The following is an 18259-nucleotide window of genomic DNA, read 5'->3' as shown; positions in this document are numbered from 1 at the left end:
GGGCAATCGCGTTCACGGCCGTGTGGACGCGCCCATGCCCATCGCGCGGGTGATGTCGTCCGCGGTGATGTCCGCGGCCGAGCGGGTGAGGGTCGATCGGCCCTGGTCGAGGACGACGACCTGGTCCGCGACACCGTCGAGCAGTTCCTCGCCGCTCTCGCTGACGATCAGGATGGACAGCCCGTCGGCCTTGAGACCCGCCACGAGCGCGAGCACCTCGTCGACGATCACGGGCGCGAGCCCGGACGACGGCTCGTCCAGCAGCAGGACGGACGGGCGGTTCACGAGGGCCTGGGCGATCGCCAGCATCTGCTGCTGGCCACCGCTCAGCGAGCCGGCCGGCTGGGCCAGCTTCTCGGCCAGCGGAGGGAACCGGGTGCACATCTCGTCCATGAGCCGGCCGGCCTGCCGCCGCGGCGTGCGGCGTCCGAAGAACCCGAGCTGCAGGTTCTGCCGCACCGACAGGTCGCGGAAGACGCGTTTGCCCTCCTGCACGAACGACAGCCCCAGCCGCGCGCGTTCGTGGGCGGGCAGCTGCGTCACGTCCGTTCCTTCCAGGCGGACGGTGCCGCTGTGGGCGCGGAGCAGGCCGGCGATACCGGAGAGGGTCGTCGTCTTGCCGGCACCGTTGCGGCCCACGAGCGCCACCGTGGTGCCGCGGGGCACCGTGAGGCCGACCTCCCACACGGCGGTCAGGTCGCCGTAGGCGAGCCGGAGGGCCTCGACCTCGAGCATCACGTCCGTCGTCATCGGTCCGCCACCTCCGCCCGGGCCTCCGTTCGTGACTCCGGGCGTCCGCGTCGCCCGAGATAGCTGTTGATCACTTCGGGATGCTCGCGGATCACCTGTGGTGGTCCCGACGCGATCACCGAGCCGAGGGCCATGACGTGGACGTGATCGGCGAGACCCAGCACGAAATCCACGTTGTGCTCCACCAGGATCACCGTTCCGCCGGCGTCACGGGCCCGGCGGATCAGGCGCGCGAGCTCGGCCCGCCCGTCGTCGTCGAGGCCGGCCGCCGGCTCGTCGAGGAGGATCAGGCGCGGCTCGCCCGCCACGGCCCTGACAACCTCGAGCAGCCGGCGGGTGCCCAGCGGGAGGCTCTGGGCGTCGACGTCGGCGACGTCGGCCATACCGGCGAACGCCAGTGCTCCGCGAGCGGCGTCGAGATCCGCCCGCCTGCTGCGGCGGAACGACGGGAGGCGCAGGACGGCGGACAGCCCGCGCCCGCCGCGCTGCCCGAGCCGCCCGGACATGACGGTCTCGAGCGCGGTCATCGAGTGGGGGATGAGCGGCGTCTGGAAGGTCCGTCGGACGCCGGCGCGGGCGATCGCGTGCGGCGGCTCGCCGTCGATCCGGCGTTCCCCCAGCACGATGTCGCCCTCGTCGGTCCGCACGAAGCCGGACACGGCGTTGAGCAGCGTGGTCTTCCCGGCGCCGTTGGCCCCGAGCAGCGCCGTGATGCGGCCGGGGGAGGCCTCCAGCGTGACGCCGTCGAGGGCGCGGACCCCGCCGAACGACTTCGTCAGTCCGCGCACCCCGAGCAGCTCGCCGGGAATTGCGTGCTCGGCGAAGGCGGAGTCGTCCACGGCGTCCGCGACGACCGGCAGCCTTCCGTCGAGCCGCCTGGCCACCAGCGTGATCAGCCCCGAGATCCCCCCGGAGAACACCACCCCGATGACGAGCAGGAACAGCCCGTAGATGAGCACCGAGAACTGGGTGAAGGCCGAGGTCTGCAGTGGACCGAGCACTAGGAGCGCCGAGCCGATCGGGGCGCCGTAGATGCTCGCGGAACCCCCGACGACGGAGGCGGCCAGCAACACGATGGCCAGCTCCAGGGTGAAGGAGTCCGGGGAGATGAACCCGTTGAGGTAGGCGACGAGACACCCCGCCGCACCGGCGGGAAGGCTGCCGAGCAGGTAGGCGCTCGTCCGCACCCTGAAGGTCGAGAGCCCCAGCGACGACGCCAGGAGCGGGCTCTCGCGCAGGACGCGCAGCTCGTCGCCGAAGCGGGACAGCACGAGGTTGCGCGCGATCGCCAGCCACCCCACCGTCACGACGAGGACCACGGTGAGCAGCCCGGTGAACCCGAGCGGCCGGCCGAACAACGTCGGTCCGGTGGTGCTCGAGATCCCCAGGAGCCCCCCGGTCTGGTCGGCGAACAGCGAGACGACCTTCGGCACGAGCAGCACGAGGAAGAACGAGGTGAGGGCGAGCGACCAGTGGCTCAGGCGCATGCCCGGCACGCCGGACACCAGGCCGATCACGCCGGCGGCCAGCGTCGCCGCCACGAGGCCGAGGAGGAGGTCCTTCGACCCGTGGTTCGCCAGGATCGCCGAGACGTAGGCGCCGGCGGCGAACATGGCCACCTGCCCCAGTGCCAGCTCACCGGCGTACCCGAAGCTGAGGTTCAGTCCGCTGACGATCAGGGTGTACACGGCGATCAGGGCGATCTGGCGCTGGTCGTAGACACCGAGCATCGTCGGCGGCACGACGATCGCGACCAGGCCGACCGCGAGGGCGACCGCCCACCCGAAGCGTCGGTGGAGCGTCCGGATCCGGAACGTGGTCGAGCGGCGCATGTCAGACCGTCCTCTGTCGGCGGGCACCGAACAGGCCCGAGGGGCGCGCCAGGAGCAGCGCGACGAGCACGGCGAAGAGCAGGACCAGGGCCCAGTCACCGTTGAGGTAGCGCGCCCCGAGCGCCTGGACGAGCCCGACGGCCACGCCGCCGACGAGGCATCCCACGTGGCTCCCGAAGCCGCCCAGGCACAGGGCGACGAACGCGAGGATCAGCAGGTTGTTGCCGAGGGTGACACTGGCCGTCACCTGGGCGGCCACGAGCGGCCCCACCGCGCAGGCCAGGGCCCCGGCGAGGGCGAACGCGCGCCTGCGCACTGCCGTCACGTCGATGCCCCGCAGCTCGGCGGCGGTGGGGTCGATCGTGGTGGCGCGGTTGGCCAGCCCCCACCCCGTGGTGCGGGTCGCGATCTCGGCGCTCAGGCAGGCGACGACGGCCAGGATCAGCACGGTCAGGTCCAGGACACCGAGCCGGCCACCGGCGACGTCCAGGGTCGAGTCCGTTCCGGGGAAGGGGACCGCCTGCGGCGTGGTCCCCCAGATCACGTGCGCCACCCCCTCCAGGACGACTGCGAAGCCGACGGTGGTCACGAGCGCGGCCCGGCTCGTCGTGTTGCGCACGAACGGCCGGATGGCCACGCGCTCTTCGAGGACGCCGAGGAGGCCGCCCACCACGACGCAGGCCCCGAGCACGAGCAGCAGCGGCCACCCCTGGCGGAGACCCTCGAAGGCGAGGAACCCGCCCAGCATCGTGAACTGCGGCTGCGCGAAGTTGAACACGCCCGACGCGGCGAGCGGGATGTTGAAGGTCAGGGCGACGAGCGCGTACACCGCGCCCGCCCCCAGACCTGCCCAGAGGGTCGTCACAACGGAACTCCGATCAGCCTGCCGCTGCCGCGGGAAGGAGCATGGCGTTGCGCGGCCCCGGCGACGCGTTGCCGTAGTCGGAGCTGCTGAAGATCGGCTTCCGGCTGGTGGGGGAGAAACCGATCGTCGAGGAGAGGAACCAGCCCTTGACGTCGGACGCGGCGGAGACCTTCGTCAGCGCGGCCTTCATCTGGTCTGGATCGGTGGATCCCGCGGCGGTCGCGCCGGCGCGGGCGAGCAGGACACAGCCGTACGCCGAGGCGTAGGTCTCGGCGGCGTACTGCAGGTTGCCGCCCGACTCCGCGACCATCGCCTTCTGGAAGGCGACGAAGTCGGGGCTCGCGGTGGTCGGGGTACCGGTGATGTTCATCGCCGCGGTCCGGAGCACCACGCCCTGGTAGGCGGCCGGCGGGATCGAGGTGAAGTCGTTGCCGGCCATCGTCGCGCTCCCGACGACCGGGATGTTCCAGCCGAGCTTCTTCACCGAGGAGAGCATGACCGCGGCGGTCGGGCCGTACGCGTCGAGCAGGAGCACGTCCGGGTTGGCCGCCTTCAGCTTGGCGAGCTGTGCGGTGGCATCCGTCGCTGTGGGGTCGAGCTTCTCCGAGGCCAGGGGAATCCCTGCCTTGTCGAGTGCGGTCTGGAACCCGGCGAGGGTGCCGACCCCGCGCTCGTTGTTGTCGACCAGCGCTGCGGCCGAGCGGTAGCCGGCCTTCTTGACCTGGTCGACCGTTGCCGCGGCATTCTGGACCAGGCTGGTGGAGGCGCCGAAGAAGTACGGGTACTTCGAGCCGTCGTTCAGGGCGTCGCTGCCGGCCTGGGTGCAGCTGAGCAGCTTGTGCTGGTCGGCGATCGGCACCATCGCCAGCGCCTCCCCGCTGGTGGAACCGAGGAAGGCGAAGTCGTACGTGGTCCCCGAGGCGAGCTCGCGCTGCAGCACGCTGACCGCCTGGGTGGGCGTCCCGGCGTCGTCGACGTAGGTCACCTCGACCGTGCGGCCGGCGATGCCGCCCTCGCCGTTGACGACCTTCACCGCCGCGTCGATGGCGGTCTTGGCTCCCGCGCCGAAGGCGGCCACGGATCCGCTGAGGGGGGCCACGGCGAGGATCCGGAAGCTGCTCTGCCCGCCTCCCGCAGCACCGGCGCTGCTGCCGCAGGCAGCGAGCCCGAGGGTCAGGGCCGCGGCGACGACGGCGGCTCCGGTCCGCGCGAGGCGCGGAGTCGACTGAGACATCCATTGCTCCTTTGCAAAGCGATGTAAGGGGGTCTTGCCGGCCTGTAGTGGCCCCGCGAGGACCGACCGGGCAGGTCGCGGAGGCCCGGTCGGGCGGCCTCGGGCGACCGGCGCCGCGAGATTATCTAGCGATCGCTAGGTGGTCAATGTGCAGGCTGGGATCGTTGTCGTAGCGCCGTCCGGCCCCTTGACAGGGAGTCGGATCGCCGCAAAGACTATACTTAGCGATCGATCGGTAACATTTAGGTAAGCTACAGAGAAGGAGCCATGGCGGCAGTGGAAGGCCCCGCCGGCGGACGGGGAGTCGTGGAGATGACCGTGACGGCGCGTCGTGACGTCAGCGAGGGGGTGGTCGAGCTCGAGCTCGACGCGAGCGAGTCCGGCGGGTTTCTCGACTGGACGCCGGGGGCGCACATCGAGCTGGTGCTGCCGTCGGGTCTGGTCCGCCAGTACTCCCTGTGTGGCGACGATCTCCGACGCAACCGGGTGCGGATCGCGGTGTTGCGGGAGACACAGGGGCGTGGCGGCTCCCTGGAGGTTCATCGCACGCTGGCGGTGGGGACGACCGTCGGGGTCCGCGGACCCCGGAACCACTTCGAGCTCGTCGAGTCGGACGAGTACCTCTTCGTCGCCGGCGGCATCGGGATCACTCCGATCCTCGCCATGGTCCGGGAGGTCGGCCGGGCCGGCCGGCGCTGGCACCTGGTCTACGGCGGGCGCACCCGTCGGTCGATGGCGTACCTCGACGAGCTCGAGGACCTCGCCCGGCGATCCGGCGGTACCGGCGTCCTCACCGTCGTCCCCGAGGACGAGCTCGGATACCCCGACCTGTGCGGGCTGCTCTCGGGAGCTTCTCGGGACACCGTCCTCTACGCGTGCGGGCCCGAGGGTCTGCTGAGTGCTCTCGAGGCGCTGTCCGCGGAGCTCCTGGAGTCGGGGCGACTGCACCTCGAACGGTTCCAGGGCTCCGGTCAGGCCGCCCATCCCGCCGCCGACGGGGCCCTGGACGGGTTCGAGGTCGAGATCGCCTCGACCGGCCAGGTGCTGACGGTCGGGCCGGACGACTCGCTCCTCGATGTGGTGCGGGCCGTCGCTCCGGACGTTCCCTTCTCCTGTCGCGAAGGATGGTGCGGTGCCTGCGAGACGGTGGTCTTGGCGGGTCGCCCGTGCCATCGCGACGAGGTCCTGAACGACGACGAGCGGGAGAGGAGCGCGACGATGATGATCTGTGTCGGGCGTTCGCTCGATCCCCGGCTCGTCCTCGACCTGTAGTGCGGTCCTCGACCCCTGCGAGCCCTTGACGGCCCCAGGAGTACGCCGATGACGACTACTACTCATCGATCTCCACGTCAGCACAGTCACGCACACAAGAGGCCCCGGAATGATCAAGCTTGTCTTCTGTCTGACGCGACAGCCGTCCCTCACCCGCGCCGAGTTCGCCCGGTACTGGTGGGAGACCCACGCGCCGCTGGTGCGGGCCCACTCGGAGGCCCTGCGGATCCGCCGCTACACCCAGAGTCACACCGTCGACGATCCCCGGCTGCGGCCGGCACTCGCGGTGCGGAGCGCCGAGGGTGCCGACTACGACGGCGTGGCCGAGCTGTGGTGGGACAGCGTCGAGGACATCGCCGCGGCGCAGGCCACCAAGGAAGGGCGGGCAGCGGGCCGGACGCTGCTCGAGGACGAGCGCCGGTTCATCGACCTGCAGAGGTCACCGATCTTCTTCACCGAGGACCGCGGGGTCATCGATCCGACTACACCCCGCTGACGGCAGCGACAACAGCGCGAGAAAAGAGGTGCGTCCGACATGGAATCGCCACATCGTCCGGGGGCTTCCGCGTGACGGCCCGACCGTCTGTGGCGGCACGCTCGGGGCCTCCGCGTTCCCTGCGGGCCGCGTTCGACCACGTCGCCGTCGCGGCGCCCCGGATCCGGGACCTCCTGCCGCTCTACGGCGATCTTCTCGGCGGCCGCTTCGCCTTCGGCGGGGACAACCCGCGTGTCGGCTACCGGGCGCTGCACCTGCGGTACCCGGATGATCGGCGGGTCGAGCTGATGGAGCCGTTGCCGGGCAGCACGTTCTTCGACAGCTTTTTCGCCCGCACCCGCGGCGGCGGCGTGCACCACCTGACCTTCGTGGTGGCGGACATCCGCGTCGCGCTGCACGAGGTGGTGGCCGGCGGCTGGACCCCGACCGCGGTCTTCATCGACGACCCGGCCTGGCGCGAGGTCTTCCTGCACCCGCGGGAGACCGGGGGGACCCTCCTCCAGCTCCTGCAGAAGGAAGAGGGCCAGCCGGTGACCGCGGGCATGGAAGAGGTGCTCGCAGGCCGCGGACTGGCCGGGACGGGCACGATCAGCCCCTGACGGGGACTCCTGTGTGGAGAGAGAGGACCGGTCGTGGGACGGGTCGAGGGCAAGGTCGCATTCGTGACCGGCGCGGCACGAGGTCAGGGGCGCAGTCATGCCGTCCGGCTGGCGGAGGAAGGTGCGGACATCATCGCCGTCGACCTGTGTGCACAGATCGACGGTGTCCCGTACCCGATGTCCGTGCCCGAGGATCTCGACGAGACGGTCCGGCAGGTCGAGGCGCTGGACCGGCGGATCGTCGCCCGGGTCGCGGACGTCCGGGACGTCGCCGGCCTCGCCGGCGCGGTGGCGGACGGTCTCGCCGAGCTCGGCAGGCTGGACATCGTCTGTGCCAACGCCGGGATCCTGGGTCCGTACAGGGAGATCCGGGACGTCGGTGAGCGCGTCGCCCTCTTCGAACAGGTGGTGGACGTCAACCTGACAGGTGTCTTCCGCACCGTCGAGGTGGCCAAGCAGGCCTTGATCGACAGCGGGGGCGGGGGATCGGTCGTCATCACGAGCTCGCTCGCCGGACTCCGAGCGATCGGCGTGCGCGGCGGCTACACGGAGGCGAAGCACGGCCTCGTCGGCCTGGCGCGAACCTACGCCCGGGAGCTGGCCCCGCACATGATCCGGGTCAACAGCATCCATCCGACGAACGTCGCCACCCCGATGATCCTCAACGACGAGACCGCGCGTGCCTTCCTGTCGGGCATCGAGGCTCCGGGCGAGAAGGACGTCGAGCGGGCCCTGAGTTTCCTGAACCTGCTGCCGATCCCGTACGTCGAGGCGCGCGACATCAGCAACGCGGTGCTGTGGCTGGCCTCCGACGAAGCCCGCTACGTCACCGGGGTGGCGCTCCCCGTAGACGCCGGCGCAGCGATCAAGTAGAAGCAAGAGTCGATCACCACTAGCCGATCATGCCTCGAGGCACACAGCCCGGGGTCGTGCGGCGGGAGCGGAGCACGGATGCGTACGCGGTTCACGGAGCTGTTCGGGGTGGAGCACCCGGTGGTCCAGGGTGGGATGCAGTGGGTGGGGCGGGCGCCGCTCGTCGCGGCGGTGGCGAATGCGGGCGGGCTCGGGTTCATCACCGCGCTGACCCAGCCGACGCCGGAGGACCTGCGCGCGGAGATCCGTCGGGCCCGGGAGCTCACGGACTCCCCGTTCGGCGTGAACCTCACGATCCTGCCGACCATCACACCGCCGCCGTACCACGAGTACCGCCAGGTGATCATCGACGAGGGTGTGCCGTTCGTGGAGACGGCCGGCGCCAATCCTGTCGACCATCTCCCGCATTTCCACGACGCGGGGATCAAGGTGATCCACAAGTGCACGAGCGTGCGGCACGGGCTCAAGGCCCAGGCGCTGGGTGTGGACGCGTTGTCGATCGACGGCTTCGAGTGCGCGGGGCATCCCGGTGAGGACGACGTCCCCGGGCTGATCCTGATCCCGGCGGCGGCAGACGCGATCGAGATCCCGTTCATCGCCTCCGGCGGGTTCGGCGACGGCCGGGGGTTGGCCGCCGCGCTCGCGCTCGGGGCGGAGGGCATCAACATGGGCACCCGGTTCATGGCGACCGTGGAGTCCGGGATCCACCAGAACGTGAAGGACCGGCTGGTCGCGGCCTCGGAGCGGGACACGGACCTGATCTTCCGGCAGCTGCGCAACACCGCGCGGGTGGCGTCGAACGCGATCTCGCGCGAGGTCGTGGAGAAGCTGAATGCGGGGGCGAAGTTCGAGGACGTCCGGGACCTGGTGGCGGGCAAGCGCGGTGCCGTGGTCTACGAGACGGGGGACCTGGACCACGGCATCTGGTCGGCTGGCCTGGTGCAGGCGTTGATCACCGACATCCCCACCTGCGCGGAGCTGATCGGCCGGATCGTGCGGGACGCCGAGGAGATCATCACCGGCCGGCTCGCCGGCATCGTGCGGGCCGCCTGATCGTCGCGGCGCACAGGAGGCACGATGTCGGAGTGGCGCGTGACGGGCGCGACAGCATGCGTGCACCTCAGCCTTCGACACCGATCTCCAGGGAGCCGACCCGATGACGACCAGCACCGCTGAGCCTGCCCCGCTGCTGACGGGTGTGGAGGTCGAGTGGATCGCCTCCGGTCTCGGTGGCTCGGGCCCGGACGGCGAGCTGCTGGGCGTCGCCGAGGGCCCGGTCTGGTTCCCCGACCGGCAGGCGCTCAGTGTCAACGACAGCAGCACGTCGACCCGCCACGAGTGGACGGAGGCCACCGGACTCACGACGGTCGCCACCGACACCGGGGCCGCCAACGGCTCGACGAGGGACCGGCAGGGTCGGCTGCTGTCCTGCGAGCAGGCACGTCGGCGCGTGGTCAGGCACGAGCCCGACGGCTCCGTGACGGTCGTCGCCGACCGCTACCGGGGGCTCGCGCTGAACCGGCCCAACGACGTCGTCGTCCGCTCCGACGGCTCGATCTGGTTCACCGACCCCCTCACCTTCGGCGTGGACACCGAGCTGGACCACGCCGCCGTCTTCCGCGTGTCGCCCGACCTGTCCCGGATCAACCTCGTGGCCCGGGACTTCAACCTGCCCAACGGGCTCGCCTTCTCCCCGGACGAGCGCACGCTCTACATCAACGACACCAACCGCATGCACATCCGGGCCATGGAGGTCGAGTCCTGGAGCGTGGCCGGCTCGCGCCTGGACCCCGACACGGACCGGGTCGTGATCACCATGTCCGGAGGTCCGGGCCAGCCTGACGGGATGAGGCTCGACGCGGCGGGCAACATCTGGTGCACCGGCCCCGACGGGATCTGGGTCGTCGCGCCGGACGGCGCGCACCTCGCCACCCTCGACCTGGGCGGGAGGCTCGCCACCAACCTCTGTTTCGGCGGCCCGGACCTGCGGACCCTCTTCGTCACCACGTTCACGGAGGTGGGCCGGATCCGGGTCGGCATCCCCGGCCTCGACCCGGACCGTGAGGTCACGGCCCCCGACGGTCCGGTCTGGACCGCCGGCGGCAAGTCCTGACGAGGCTCAGATTCCGCGTCCCGCCCAGTGCAGGACCCGCTTCTCGGCGGCGGTGAGCAGCAGGAACAGCACCGTGGAGATCGTCATGAGCACAATCAGGCCGGCGAAGACGCCGTCGGTGTCGAACATCGAGCTGGCGTTCTTGACCATGTAGCCGAGGCCGGCCGTGGACGCCATGAACTCGCCGACGACGGCGCCGATCAGGGCGTAGGGGAGGCCCATCTTCAGTCCGGCGAACAACCATGCGGACAGGTAGGGCAGGGCGACCTTCCGGATGACGGCGACCCGGCCCGCCCCCATGAGGCGGACGATGGCGATGAGCTGACCGTCGATCGTCTTCGTGCCCTGGTAGACGTTGAAGAAGATCAGGAAGCCCACCAGCATCGCCGCCAGCATGATCTTGGGCAGCTGCCCGATGCCGAACCACAGCAGGAACAGGGGCGCCAGAGCGATCTTCGGGATGGAGTACAGGGCCAGGATGAAGGGCTCCAGCAGCGCGCCCAGCCGGCGTGTGACACCGAGCAGGACGCCGGCCAGCCCGCCGACGACCGTGCCGAGGGCGAACCCGAGCAGGGTGGTCGACAGCGTGACGCGGGTGCCCTCCCAGAGAAGCCCGCTGCGCGCCCAGTCGCCGACTCGGGCCGCGACCGAGAGCGGGTCGCTGACCCACCGTCCGAAGGTCGTCAGGTCCCCGACCACCTGCCAGACGACGAGGATGCCGGCGAGGATGGCCAGGCGGATCAGCGCGGTGGCGAGCGCGCCGCGGCCGTCACCGCCCGCACGCCTGCGTGACTCCTGCGGTGAGGACAACCGCGCCTCGGCGGCCTCGGCGGGCATCTCGCTCGTGGACGTCACTGCGCACCTCCGGTGGGCTGGTCGTGCCCGAGCGCGGACCACAGTCTCTGGAAGTAGTCCGCGTAGCGGGGGTGGGACTGCACGTCGACCACCCGCCTCGGCCGGTCGATCTCGATGGGCAGCTCGAGATCGACCCGGCCGGGCTGGCCGGCGATCACGACGACCCGGTCGGCGAGGGTGATCGCCTCGACGAGGTCGTGGGTCACGAACACGACGGAGGTCACCCGGCTGTCCTGCCACATCCGCAGGAGCTCCTCGTGCATCTGCAGGCGGAGCTGGGCGTCGAGGCTGGCGAACGGCTCGTCCATGAGCAGCACCGAGGGCGAGTAGGCGAGGACCCGGCCGATCGACACCCGCTTGCGCATCCCGCCGGACAGCTCGTAGGGGTACGAGTCCGCCGCGTGGTCGAGCCCGGTCATGGCCAGGATCTCCCGGACCCGCTCGGCCATCGCGGTCCGGGACCAGCCGCGGAGCTCCAGCGGGAGCCGGATGTTGTTCGCGGCGGTCCGCCAGGGGAGGAGCAGGTCTCGCTGGGTGATGTACCCGACCTCGTTGTTGAGCCCGCTCACGGCCCTGCCGCGAAAGGACACGACCCCGGTCGTCGCCTCGTCGAGCCCGGAGATCATGTTCAGCAGCGTGGACTTCCCGCCGCCGCTCGGCCCGACGACGCAGACGAACTCGCCCTCGCCGATGGTGAGGTCGAGGCCCGCCATCACCAGCCGGTCGCCGAACGCCTTCGAGACCCCGGCCAGCCGGATGAGGCCCTCGGTCCGGCGCGTGCTCCCGATCGTCGTCTCCGGTGTCGCCATCTCGGATCCTCTCCTGCTCAGAGGGAGCGGGCGGCGTCGACGAGCTGCGGCGCCAGCATCCGGTCCAGATCGATGTCGCCGCCCTTGGCCGAGCCGGACTCGGTGTACTCCCGGTAGGTGAAGGCGAGGTCCTCCGCGGTGGGGACCGGAGCGGTGAAGGCCGCCTTCTGGGACGTCCACACCTGGTCCCAGACCCTGCCGTCGAGCTCGGGGAAGCTCTTGCGGAGCACGGCCTTCGCCTCGTCCGGGTGGTCGCGGACGTACTCGGCCGCATCCAGGTAGCTCCGGACCATCCGGGACGTGACGTCCGGGTTGGCGTCCGCGTAGCCCGTGGTGATGCCGAGGCCGATCTGCATGTACGAGGACCCGTAACCGGGGAAGTCACCCGCGGGTCCGCTGAGCCAGCTCAGGCCGCTGCCCTGGCTCTCGGCGATCTCGGCGTACGGCGACGAGCCGATGAAGCCGTCGATGCTCTTCGCCTGCAGGGCGGCGGCATAGGTCGTCTGGTCGAGGTAGGTGAAGTTGATGCGGGCGCCCGCCTGCTCCGAGGTGTGCCTGAGCATCAGGGTGGGGGAGATGGCCGGGCTGATGGAGGCGATGGTGAGGCCGTCGAGGGCCTTGAGCCGCTGCTCCGGTGACGCGTTCGCCGGCAGACCGAGCCTCGCGGCCACGTCCACGCGGAGCGTGAGCGTGACGCTCGGCCCGGCGTAGGCCCTGAGCGGCATCACGAACCGGGCCTGCGAGGCCGCGGCGAACGCGTTCGCCGGCGTTCCGACGAACGCCTGGACATCGCCCGAGGCGACCGCGGCGACGGCGTTCTGCGCGCCCTGGGCGTTGATGATCTCGACGGACAGGCCCCGGCGCTCGAAGAACCCGCCGTCCCGGGCGATGAGCGAGAGCCCGTGGCCCACGCTGAAGGAGGCCAGCGCGATCCGGACCTTCGTGCTCCCGTCCTGTGACGCACCTCCTCCACCGCAGGCCGAGGCCAGCATGCCCGTCACGGCGAGGACGGCCAGTATCCATGCGCGCTTCATCGCGCTCCTTCCTTGCGGGGTGATCGTCCACGGTGGACCACCGGCGCCGGCCCGACGTCGCGGCAGGTGGTGCGGTCAGTCCCGGAACAACGTGGGGCCACCGGTGGCGATCCCGGCGATCCGGTACTCGGACATGGTGGTCAGGGAGAGCCGCCGGTGGCCCGAGCTGCGGCTCGTGGTGCAGTCCGCCAACACGGTCACGGCGTAGTCGCGGACCGCGGCCGACCTGGCGGTCGTCTCGACGCAGCTGTTGGTCGCGACCCCGGCGAGGGCCAGGTGCCGCACGCCCATGCTGCGCAGCAGGATCTCGAGCGAGGTCCCGTAGAAGGCGTCCCTCCGGTTGCCGTCGACGACCAGATCGCCGTCGGCGGGCTTCAGCCCGTCGACGATCGCTGCGTCCCAGGTTCCCGCGGTGAGCCCACCCCGGGCGACCAGCAGGCGCTGGACGTGCGGTTCCAGCGGTCCGTAGTCCGCGTATCCCGGCTGGAAGACCTGCCGGAAGTAGATCACCGGGGTGTGGGCGGCACGGGCGAACGCCACGACCTCGGCGCACCGTTCGATGATCTCGTCGATGTCCTGCAGCGCAGGGCCGAACGGCGCGTACATCACCCCGGCCGGCGCGCAGAAGCTGTTCTGCATGTTGACGAGGAGCAGGGCGTCGGCCGGGGTCGGGGAGCTCATGGGGCATCCTGCCGGGACGCCGGTGGTGACCCCGGTCCGTTCGCGGAGCGGCTCCGGCCCGATGCGCGGATCCGCCGGCGCACGGCGTCGACCGCGCCTCCGACACCCCCCGGGGCGAAGAGCACGATCAGGATGAACACGACGCCGAGCACGAACAGCGGCTCGGCCAGGACCCGGCCGGCCCATCCCGGCAGCCCGTCCAGGGCACCGGACGAGGACAGCGACGGCAGGCGCAGGGTGAGGATGCCGTACAGGAATCCACCCAGCGCCGCCCCCCAGAGCCGTCCGCGGCCGCCGATCACCACCATGACGATCATGGCGAGGCTGAACTCGACGGAGGCGCTGGCGGGGTTCGCGGCCCGGACCACGATGAGGTAGACCGTGCCGGCGATCGCGGCGAGGAAGGAGGAGAACGAGTAGGCGACGAGCTTGTACGCGAAGGGGTTGAGCCCCAGCATCTCGACGCGCTGCTCGTTCTCCCGGACCGCCAGCCACACCCGGCCGCACTGCGAGCGCGTGGCGACGAGCGCGATCACCGCCACGAGCACGAGCGTCGCGAGGGCGAGCCAGTAGAGCCACTTGACGTTGCGGGCCTGCAGGAGGATCGACGGGACCTGCTCGAAGGCCAGCGGTCGTCCCTCCTCCCCGCCGAAGACGCGGAACGGGTCGGTGACCAGCAGGGTGGAGAAGGCCTCGCAGAACGCGAGCGTCACCATCGCGAAGCCCAGCCCGCGGGCACGCAGGGACAGCGCGCCGATGCCCGCGCCCAGCGCGGTCGCGAGGACCACGGCGATCAGGGCGGCCGGCACGAACGGGACGCCGAGCTCCATCCCGATGTTGGTGGCGTACAGCGCCGCCGCGAAGACGGTGGCGTGGCCGGCGTTCAGCAGGCCGGTGTAGCCGAACACCACGTCGTAGGAGATCGCGACGCAGGCGAAGAGCAGCGCCGCGGCGAGGATGAGCTGCGTCCGGGAGCTCGAGAGGGCGCCGTCGAAGACGAACGGCACGGTGAGGCCACCGGTGAACGGGACGATCACCAGGACGAGCAGGACGACCGCCCCGATCACCGCACCGACGGGGATCCGCCTCCGGGTCCGCTGCGGCGCAGGCGGTTCGGCTCGCGTCCCGGCGGCCGGGCGGTGCTGTTCGGCGCGTGCTGTCGAGGTCACGTCGATGCCGCCTTTCGTCCGAGCAGACCCTGGGGCCGCACGAGGAGCGTGCCCACGAGCAGGACGACGATGGCCAGGTCGCCGAGCCCGGTGTTGGCGTAGAAGTTCGTGAACTGCTGGACGAGGGCGACGAGAACCGCGGCCACGGCGGTGCCCGGCACGGAGCCGAGGCCGCCGATGATCACGACGATGAACGAGAAGATCAGCATGTTCTGCCCGAGCGTCGGGGTGACCCCGTTGAAGAACACCGCCCCCAGCGCGCCGCCGAGGCAGGCCAGCGCGCCGCCGAGCGCGAACACCAGCGTGAAGCTCCGCCGGACGTCGATGCCGAGAGCCCGGACCATCTGCCGGTTCTCCGCGCCCGCCCGGATGATCAGGCCGTGCCGGGTGTAGCGCAAGAACCCGATCATGCCCAGGAAGACGACGGCCGCCACCACGATGATGACCAGCCTGCTGTTCGGGATCTGCGCGCCCCCCAGCGCGGAGGTCGCGGCGAGCCACTCCGGTTGCGGCAGCGAGCGGGGGGAGTAGGTGAAGAGGCCGGCCAGCAGGCCGTTGAGGGCGAAGCCGAGGCCGAGGGTCAGCAGGATCTGCGCGAGGTGGTCGCCGTAGCTGCGGGCGACGAGGACCTTCTCGATGACGAACCCGGCCAGCAGCCCCGCGGCCACGGCCACCACGACCGAGACCAGGAAGCGCAGCGCCAGGGAGTCGACCACGCCGAGGGAGTCCATGACGATCCAGGCCGCGTAGCCGCCGATCCCGAAGAACGCGCCGTGTGCGAGGTTCAGGACGTCCATCAGGCCGAAGATCAACGAGAGGCCGGAGGCGAGCAGGAAGTACAGCCCGCCCAGCCCGAGCGCGGTCACGAGGATGACGAGGAAGGCGTTCACCGGCTGGTCACCTCGGGCTGGTCGGCCGGGGTCTCGGCGACCGCGCCTGCCACCCCGAGATAGGTCCGGGTCAGCTCCTCGTCGGCGACGACGTCGGCCATCGGGCCGGCGAAGACGACGGTCCCGTGGTCGAGGATCACGGCGTCGGTGGCGAGCCGTTCCGCGACCCGGATGTTCTGGTCGACCAGGAGCACCGTGGTCTCCTGGGCCGCGCGCTCGAGGGCCTCCACGACGTGCCCGACGACGATCGGCGCCAGGCCCTTGCTGGGCTCGTCGACCAGCAGCAGCCGGTTGGGGTTGAGCATGGCGCGCGCGATGGCGACCATCTGCTGCTGTCCGCCGGACAGCGAGCCGGCCCGCTGCCGGGCCCGCCGCAACAGGTCGGGGAACAGGTCGTAGACCGAGGCCCGTCGCTGGGCGGCCTCCGGTGTGCGGGCCGCCAGCTCGAGGTTCTCCTCGACGGTCAGCTCGGCGAACACCTCGCGGTCCTCGGGAACGTAGCCGATGCCCTGCCGGACGCGGCGGTGGGTGGGCCGGCCGAGGAGCTCGGCGCCGTCCATCAGGACGGATCCCGTCGCGGGAACGAGGCCGAGCACCGACAGCATCGTCGTCGTCTTCCCGACGCCGTTGCGGCCGAGCAGGGCGGTCACGCGGTTCGGCCGGACGGTGAACGAGACACCCTGCAGGACATGGGCCTCCCCCCGGGTGACGTGGACGTCGCGGAGGACGAGGAGCGCGTCGTCGGGCGGGGTCACAGGTCGGGTCCCAGGTAGGCCGAGAGCACCCGGGCGTCCGTCATCACCTCGGACGGGCTGCCCGTCATCAGGATCCGGCCGTCCTGGAGCACCGAGATGCGGTCCGACACGTCGACCACGAAGTCCATCCGGTGCTCGACCATCACGACCGTCACGCCGGTCCGGTGCACGGACCGGATGACCTCGATCAGCGAGTCCACCTCGCCGTCGGACACCCCGGCGGTCGGCTCGTCGAGCAGCAGGACCTGCGGGGAGCCGCACAGCGCGACCGCGATCTCCAGCTTGCGCTTCTCCCCGTAGGGCAGGTCGGCGGCCCGGTCGCCGGCCCGGTGGGCGAGGTCCACCTCCGCGAGCCGGTGCCACGCGATCTCGTGGGCCCGGTCCCGGCGGCCGGGCGCCCTCAGCAGGTTCATGCTCCCGCCGAGCGAGGACTGGGCGGACAGCCGCGCGTTCTCGAGCACCGTCAGGCTGGGGAACAGGCTCGAGGTCTGGAAGGTCCGGCCGAGACCCAGCCGGATCCGCCTGTGCGACGGCAGGCCGGTGATGGCCCGGGAACCCAGGCTGATCGTGCCGGAGAGCGGCCGGTAGGTCCCCGAGACGAGGTTCACCAGGGTGCTCTTGCCCGCCCCGTTCGGCCCGATGATCGAGAGGAACTCCCCGCGGCGGACACGGAGGTCGACGGAGTCGATGATGGTGAACCCACCGACGCCCCACGTGACGGCGTCGAGCGCGAGCGCGAGGTCGTCCCCCGTGTCCGCGGGGACGGTGGTGGGAGCGGGCGAGGTCACGGCGTCAGGTCCGCGGCCGGGACCGTCTTCACGAGCTTCGCGGTCGGCTTGCCGTTCTCGGTGGTGAGGCTGACGACGAGCATGTCCTGGATGAGGGCGTGGTCGCCGGAGCGGATGGTCACCTTGCCCTTCGGGGCCTCGAACGAGTAGCCGTCCAGCGCCTTCTTCATCCCCTCGACGTCGTCGGCGCCGGCCACCGTGAGCGCGTGGACGATCATCTGGGCGCTGACGAAGCCGTTGAAGGTGGACTCGTCGGCGTTGGGGCTCTCCTTCAGGAGGCAGTCGTTCGTGGCCGTGCGGGTGTCCTGGCCGGCGAAGTCGTGCGCCACGAAGGTGATCTTGGGTGCGGCGGCACCGTAGATGCCCCAGCTGGACCGCTGGCCGAGCAGGGAGGCGATCGGGGTGGTGTCCGTGACGCCCTGCTGGAGCAGCGACTGCCAGACCGCGGCGGCGGTGTCGCCGTAGTAGACGACCACCAGCAGGTCCGGCTTGAGCGACGCGACCTTCTGCGCGTAGGGGGTGAACTCGCGGGCGTCCAGCGGGACGAGGACCGGCTCCACCTGGGCGTTCGGCAGGATCTTCTTGATGGAGGCGACGTATCCCTGGCCGAGGGCGTAGTCCTGGGCCAGGACCGCGACCTTCCCGGTGCCACCCGGCAGCACGCTGGTCAGCGCCATCGCCTCCTGGCTGGCCTGGCGGGTCGCGCGGAAGGTGTTGGCGTTGAGGCCGGTGAGCTTGTCGCTCCCGACCGCGCTCGCGATGTAGAGCACGCCCTGCTGCTGCGCGAACTGACCGAGCTGGGGCGCGATCCCCGAGTTGGCCGAGCCGGTCAGGATCGTGATCCCCTCGCCGACCATGCCGGTGGCCAGGGACTGGGCGGTGGCGGCGTCCCCGCCGTCGTCCTTGACGTCGAAGGTGACGGGGTGGCCGTTGACCGCGTTGGTCCCGTTCGTCGAGCACGCCAGGCCGGCCCGCAGGCCGTCCTGGACCTGCTTGCCGTAGTCGCTGAGAGGCCCGCTGAGCGAGGTGATGACACCGACGCGGACGGGCGAGGCGGTGTCGCCCGTGCCGGAGCCGCCGTTCGCACCGCCGCTGCCGCACGCCGCGAGGAGGGCGGCGAGCGAGGTCGCGGCGACAGTCACCCAGAGTCGCGATCTGCGCAGGGCTGACATGGTTTCTCCTTCGGTTCACACACCGTTGTGCGCCGGTGACGCGGTGTCTGGGTCGTGGTGATCGCCCGCGGA

General features: G+C 71.1%; 19 protein-coding genes. 6 read left to right on the top strand and 13 right to left on the bottom strand.

All coding sequences use genetic code 11. The annotated features are described in order from the left end of the window. Window positions 1-12: 12 nt before the first annotated feature. The 4 genes from ABD324_RS16825 to ABD324_RS16810 are packed head-to-tail and all read right to left on the bottom strand — an operon-like array spanning window position 13 to window position 4681. Complete coding sequence (locus tag ABD324_RS16825; protein WP_344417658.1) at window positions 13-750, bottom strand: ABC transporter ATP-binding protein; 738 nt, start codon at window positions 748-750, stop codon at window positions 13-15. Then, window positions 747-2582 (bottom strand): branched-chain amino acid ABC transporter ATP-binding protein/permease, encoded by a 1836-nt coding sequence (locus tag ABD324_RS16820; RefSeq protein ID WP_344417656.1) that lies wholly within the window; start codon window positions 2580-2582, stop codon window positions 747-749. The genes ABD324_RS16825 and ABD324_RS16820 overlap by 4 nt, the downstream gene beginning before the upstream one ends. 1 nt (window position 2583) lies before the next feature. Beyond that, window positions 2584-3447: a branched-chain amino acid ABC transporter permease gene (locus tag ABD324_RS16815; protein WP_344417654.1), complete on the bottom strand. Its 864-nt coding sequence runs from the start codon at window positions 3445-3447 to the stop codon at window positions 2584-2586. Between the two features lie 13 nt (window positions 3448-3460). Continuing rightward, on the bottom strand, window positions 3461-4681 hold the full coding sequence (locus tag ABD324_RS16810; protein ID WP_344417652.1) for an ABC transporter substrate-binding protein: 1221 nt from the start codon (window positions 4679-4681) through the stop codon (window positions 3461-3463). Between the two features lie 267 nt (window positions 4682-4948). Here ABD324_RS16810 and ABD324_RS16805 point away from each other — a divergent pair, with 267 nt between their 5' ends. From ABD324_RS16805 to ABD324_RS16780, 6 genes are all read left to right on the top strand, one after another. Next, window positions 4949-5953 carry a PDR/VanB family oxidoreductase gene (locus ABD324_RS16805; RefSeq protein ID WP_344417650.1) on the top strand — a complete coding sequence of 335 codons (1005 nt, stop codon included), beginning with the start codon at window positions 4949-4951 and terminating at the stop codon, window positions 5951-5953. Window positions 5954-6062: 109 nt separating this feature from the next. Then, entirely contained in the window at window positions 6063-6449 is a 387-nt protein-coding gene (locus ABD324_RS16800; RefSeq protein ID WP_344417648.1) for an EthD domain-containing protein, read from the top strand. 89 nt (window positions 6450-6538) lie between these two features. Next, entirely contained in the window at window positions 6539-7048 is a 510-nt protein-coding gene (locus tag ABD324_RS16795) for a VOC family protein (RefSeq protein WP_344417646.1), read from the top strand. Window positions 7049-7081: 33 nt separating this feature from the next. Further along, complete coding sequence (locus ABD324_RS16790) at window positions 7082-7921, top strand: mycofactocin-coupled SDR family oxidoreductase (RefSeq protein ID WP_344417644.1); 840 nt, start codon at window positions 7082-7084, stop codon at window positions 7919-7921. 78 nt (window positions 7922-7999) lie between these two features. Continuing rightward, window positions 8000-8974: an NAD(P)H-dependent flavin oxidoreductase gene (locus ABD324_RS16785; RefSeq protein WP_344417642.1), complete on the top strand. Its 975-nt coding sequence runs from the start codon at window positions 8000-8002 to the stop codon at window positions 8972-8974. Window positions 8975-9077: 103 nt separating this feature from the next. Beyond that, window positions 9078-10034 (top strand): SMP-30/gluconolactonase/LRE family protein, encoded by a 957-nt coding sequence (locus ABD324_RS16780; RefSeq protein ID WP_344417640.1) that lies wholly within the window; start codon window positions 9078-9080, stop codon window positions 10032-10034. Window positions 10035-10040: 6 nt separating this feature from the next. On the opposite strand, the gene ABD324_RS16775 is transcribed toward ABD324_RS16780, so the two are convergent. The 9 genes from ABD324_RS16775 to ABD324_RS16735 form a co-directional block, all read right to left on the bottom strand. Continuing rightward, window positions 10041-10889, bottom strand: a complete 849-nt coding sequence (locus tag ABD324_RS16775; protein ID WP_344417638.1) for an ABC transporter permease — start codon at window positions 10887-10889, stop codon at window positions 10041-10043. Then, complete coding sequence (locus ABD324_RS16770; protein ID WP_344417636.1) at window positions 10886-11698, bottom strand: ABC transporter ATP-binding protein; 813 nt, start codon at window positions 11696-11698, stop codon at window positions 10886-10888. The genes ABD324_RS16775 and ABD324_RS16770 overlap by 4 nt, the downstream gene beginning before the upstream one ends. A gap of 17 nt (window positions 11699-11715) precedes the next feature. Continuing rightward, on the bottom strand, window positions 11716-12732 hold the full coding sequence (locus ABD324_RS16765; RefSeq protein ID WP_344417634.1) for an ABC transporter substrate-binding protein: 1017 nt from the start codon (window positions 12730-12732) through the stop codon (window positions 11716-11718). 75 nt (window positions 12733-12807) lie between these two features. Beyond that, the gene (locus tag ABD324_RS16760; protein ID WP_344417632.1) at window positions 12808-13413 is read right to left on the bottom strand and encodes a cysteine hydrolase family protein; all 606 of its coding nucleotides are present in this window, start codon (window positions 13411-13413) and stop codon (window positions 12808-12810) included. Then, on the bottom strand, window positions 13410-14582 hold the full coding sequence (locus tag ABD324_RS16755) for a branched-chain amino acid ABC transporter permease (protein WP_344417630.1): 1173 nt from the start codon (window positions 14580-14582) through the stop codon (window positions 13410-13412). The genes ABD324_RS16760 and ABD324_RS16755 overlap by 4 nt, the downstream gene beginning before the upstream one ends. Then, the gene (locus tag ABD324_RS16750) at window positions 14579-15472 is read right to left on the bottom strand and encodes a branched-chain amino acid ABC transporter permease (RefSeq protein ID WP_344417628.1); all 894 of its coding nucleotides are present in this window, start codon (window positions 15470-15472) and stop codon (window positions 14579-14581) included. The genes ABD324_RS16755 and ABD324_RS16750 overlap by 4 nt, the downstream gene beginning before the upstream one ends. Then, entirely contained in the window at window positions 15469-16227 is a 759-nt protein-coding gene (locus tag ABD324_RS16745; RefSeq protein ID WP_344417626.1) for an ABC transporter ATP-binding protein, read from the bottom strand. The genes ABD324_RS16750 and ABD324_RS16745 overlap by 4 nt, the downstream gene beginning before the upstream one ends. Continuing rightward, the gene (locus ABD324_RS16740; protein ID WP_344417624.1) at window positions 16224-17015 is read right to left on the bottom strand and encodes an ABC transporter ATP-binding protein; all 792 of its coding nucleotides are present in this window, start codon (window positions 17013-17015) and stop codon (window positions 16224-16226) included. Before ABD324_RS16740 ends, ABD324_RS16745 begins: the two co-directional genes overlap by 4 nt. Beyond that, complete coding sequence (locus tag ABD324_RS16735; protein WP_344417622.1) at window positions 17012-18187, bottom strand: ABC transporter substrate-binding protein; 1176 nt, start codon at window positions 18185-18187, stop codon at window positions 17012-17014. Before ABD324_RS16735 ends, ABD324_RS16740 begins: the two co-directional genes overlap by 4 nt. Window positions 18188-18259 lie beyond the last annotated feature (72 nt).

It is taken from the genome of Pseudonocardia ailaonensis, assembly GCF_039531635.1.
Classification (GTDB): Bacteria; Actinomycetota; Actinomycetes; order Mycobacteriales; family Pseudonocardiaceae; genus Pseudonocardia; species Pseudonocardia ailaonensis.
This window is presented reverse-complemented; position numbering and strand designations above follow the sequence as displayed.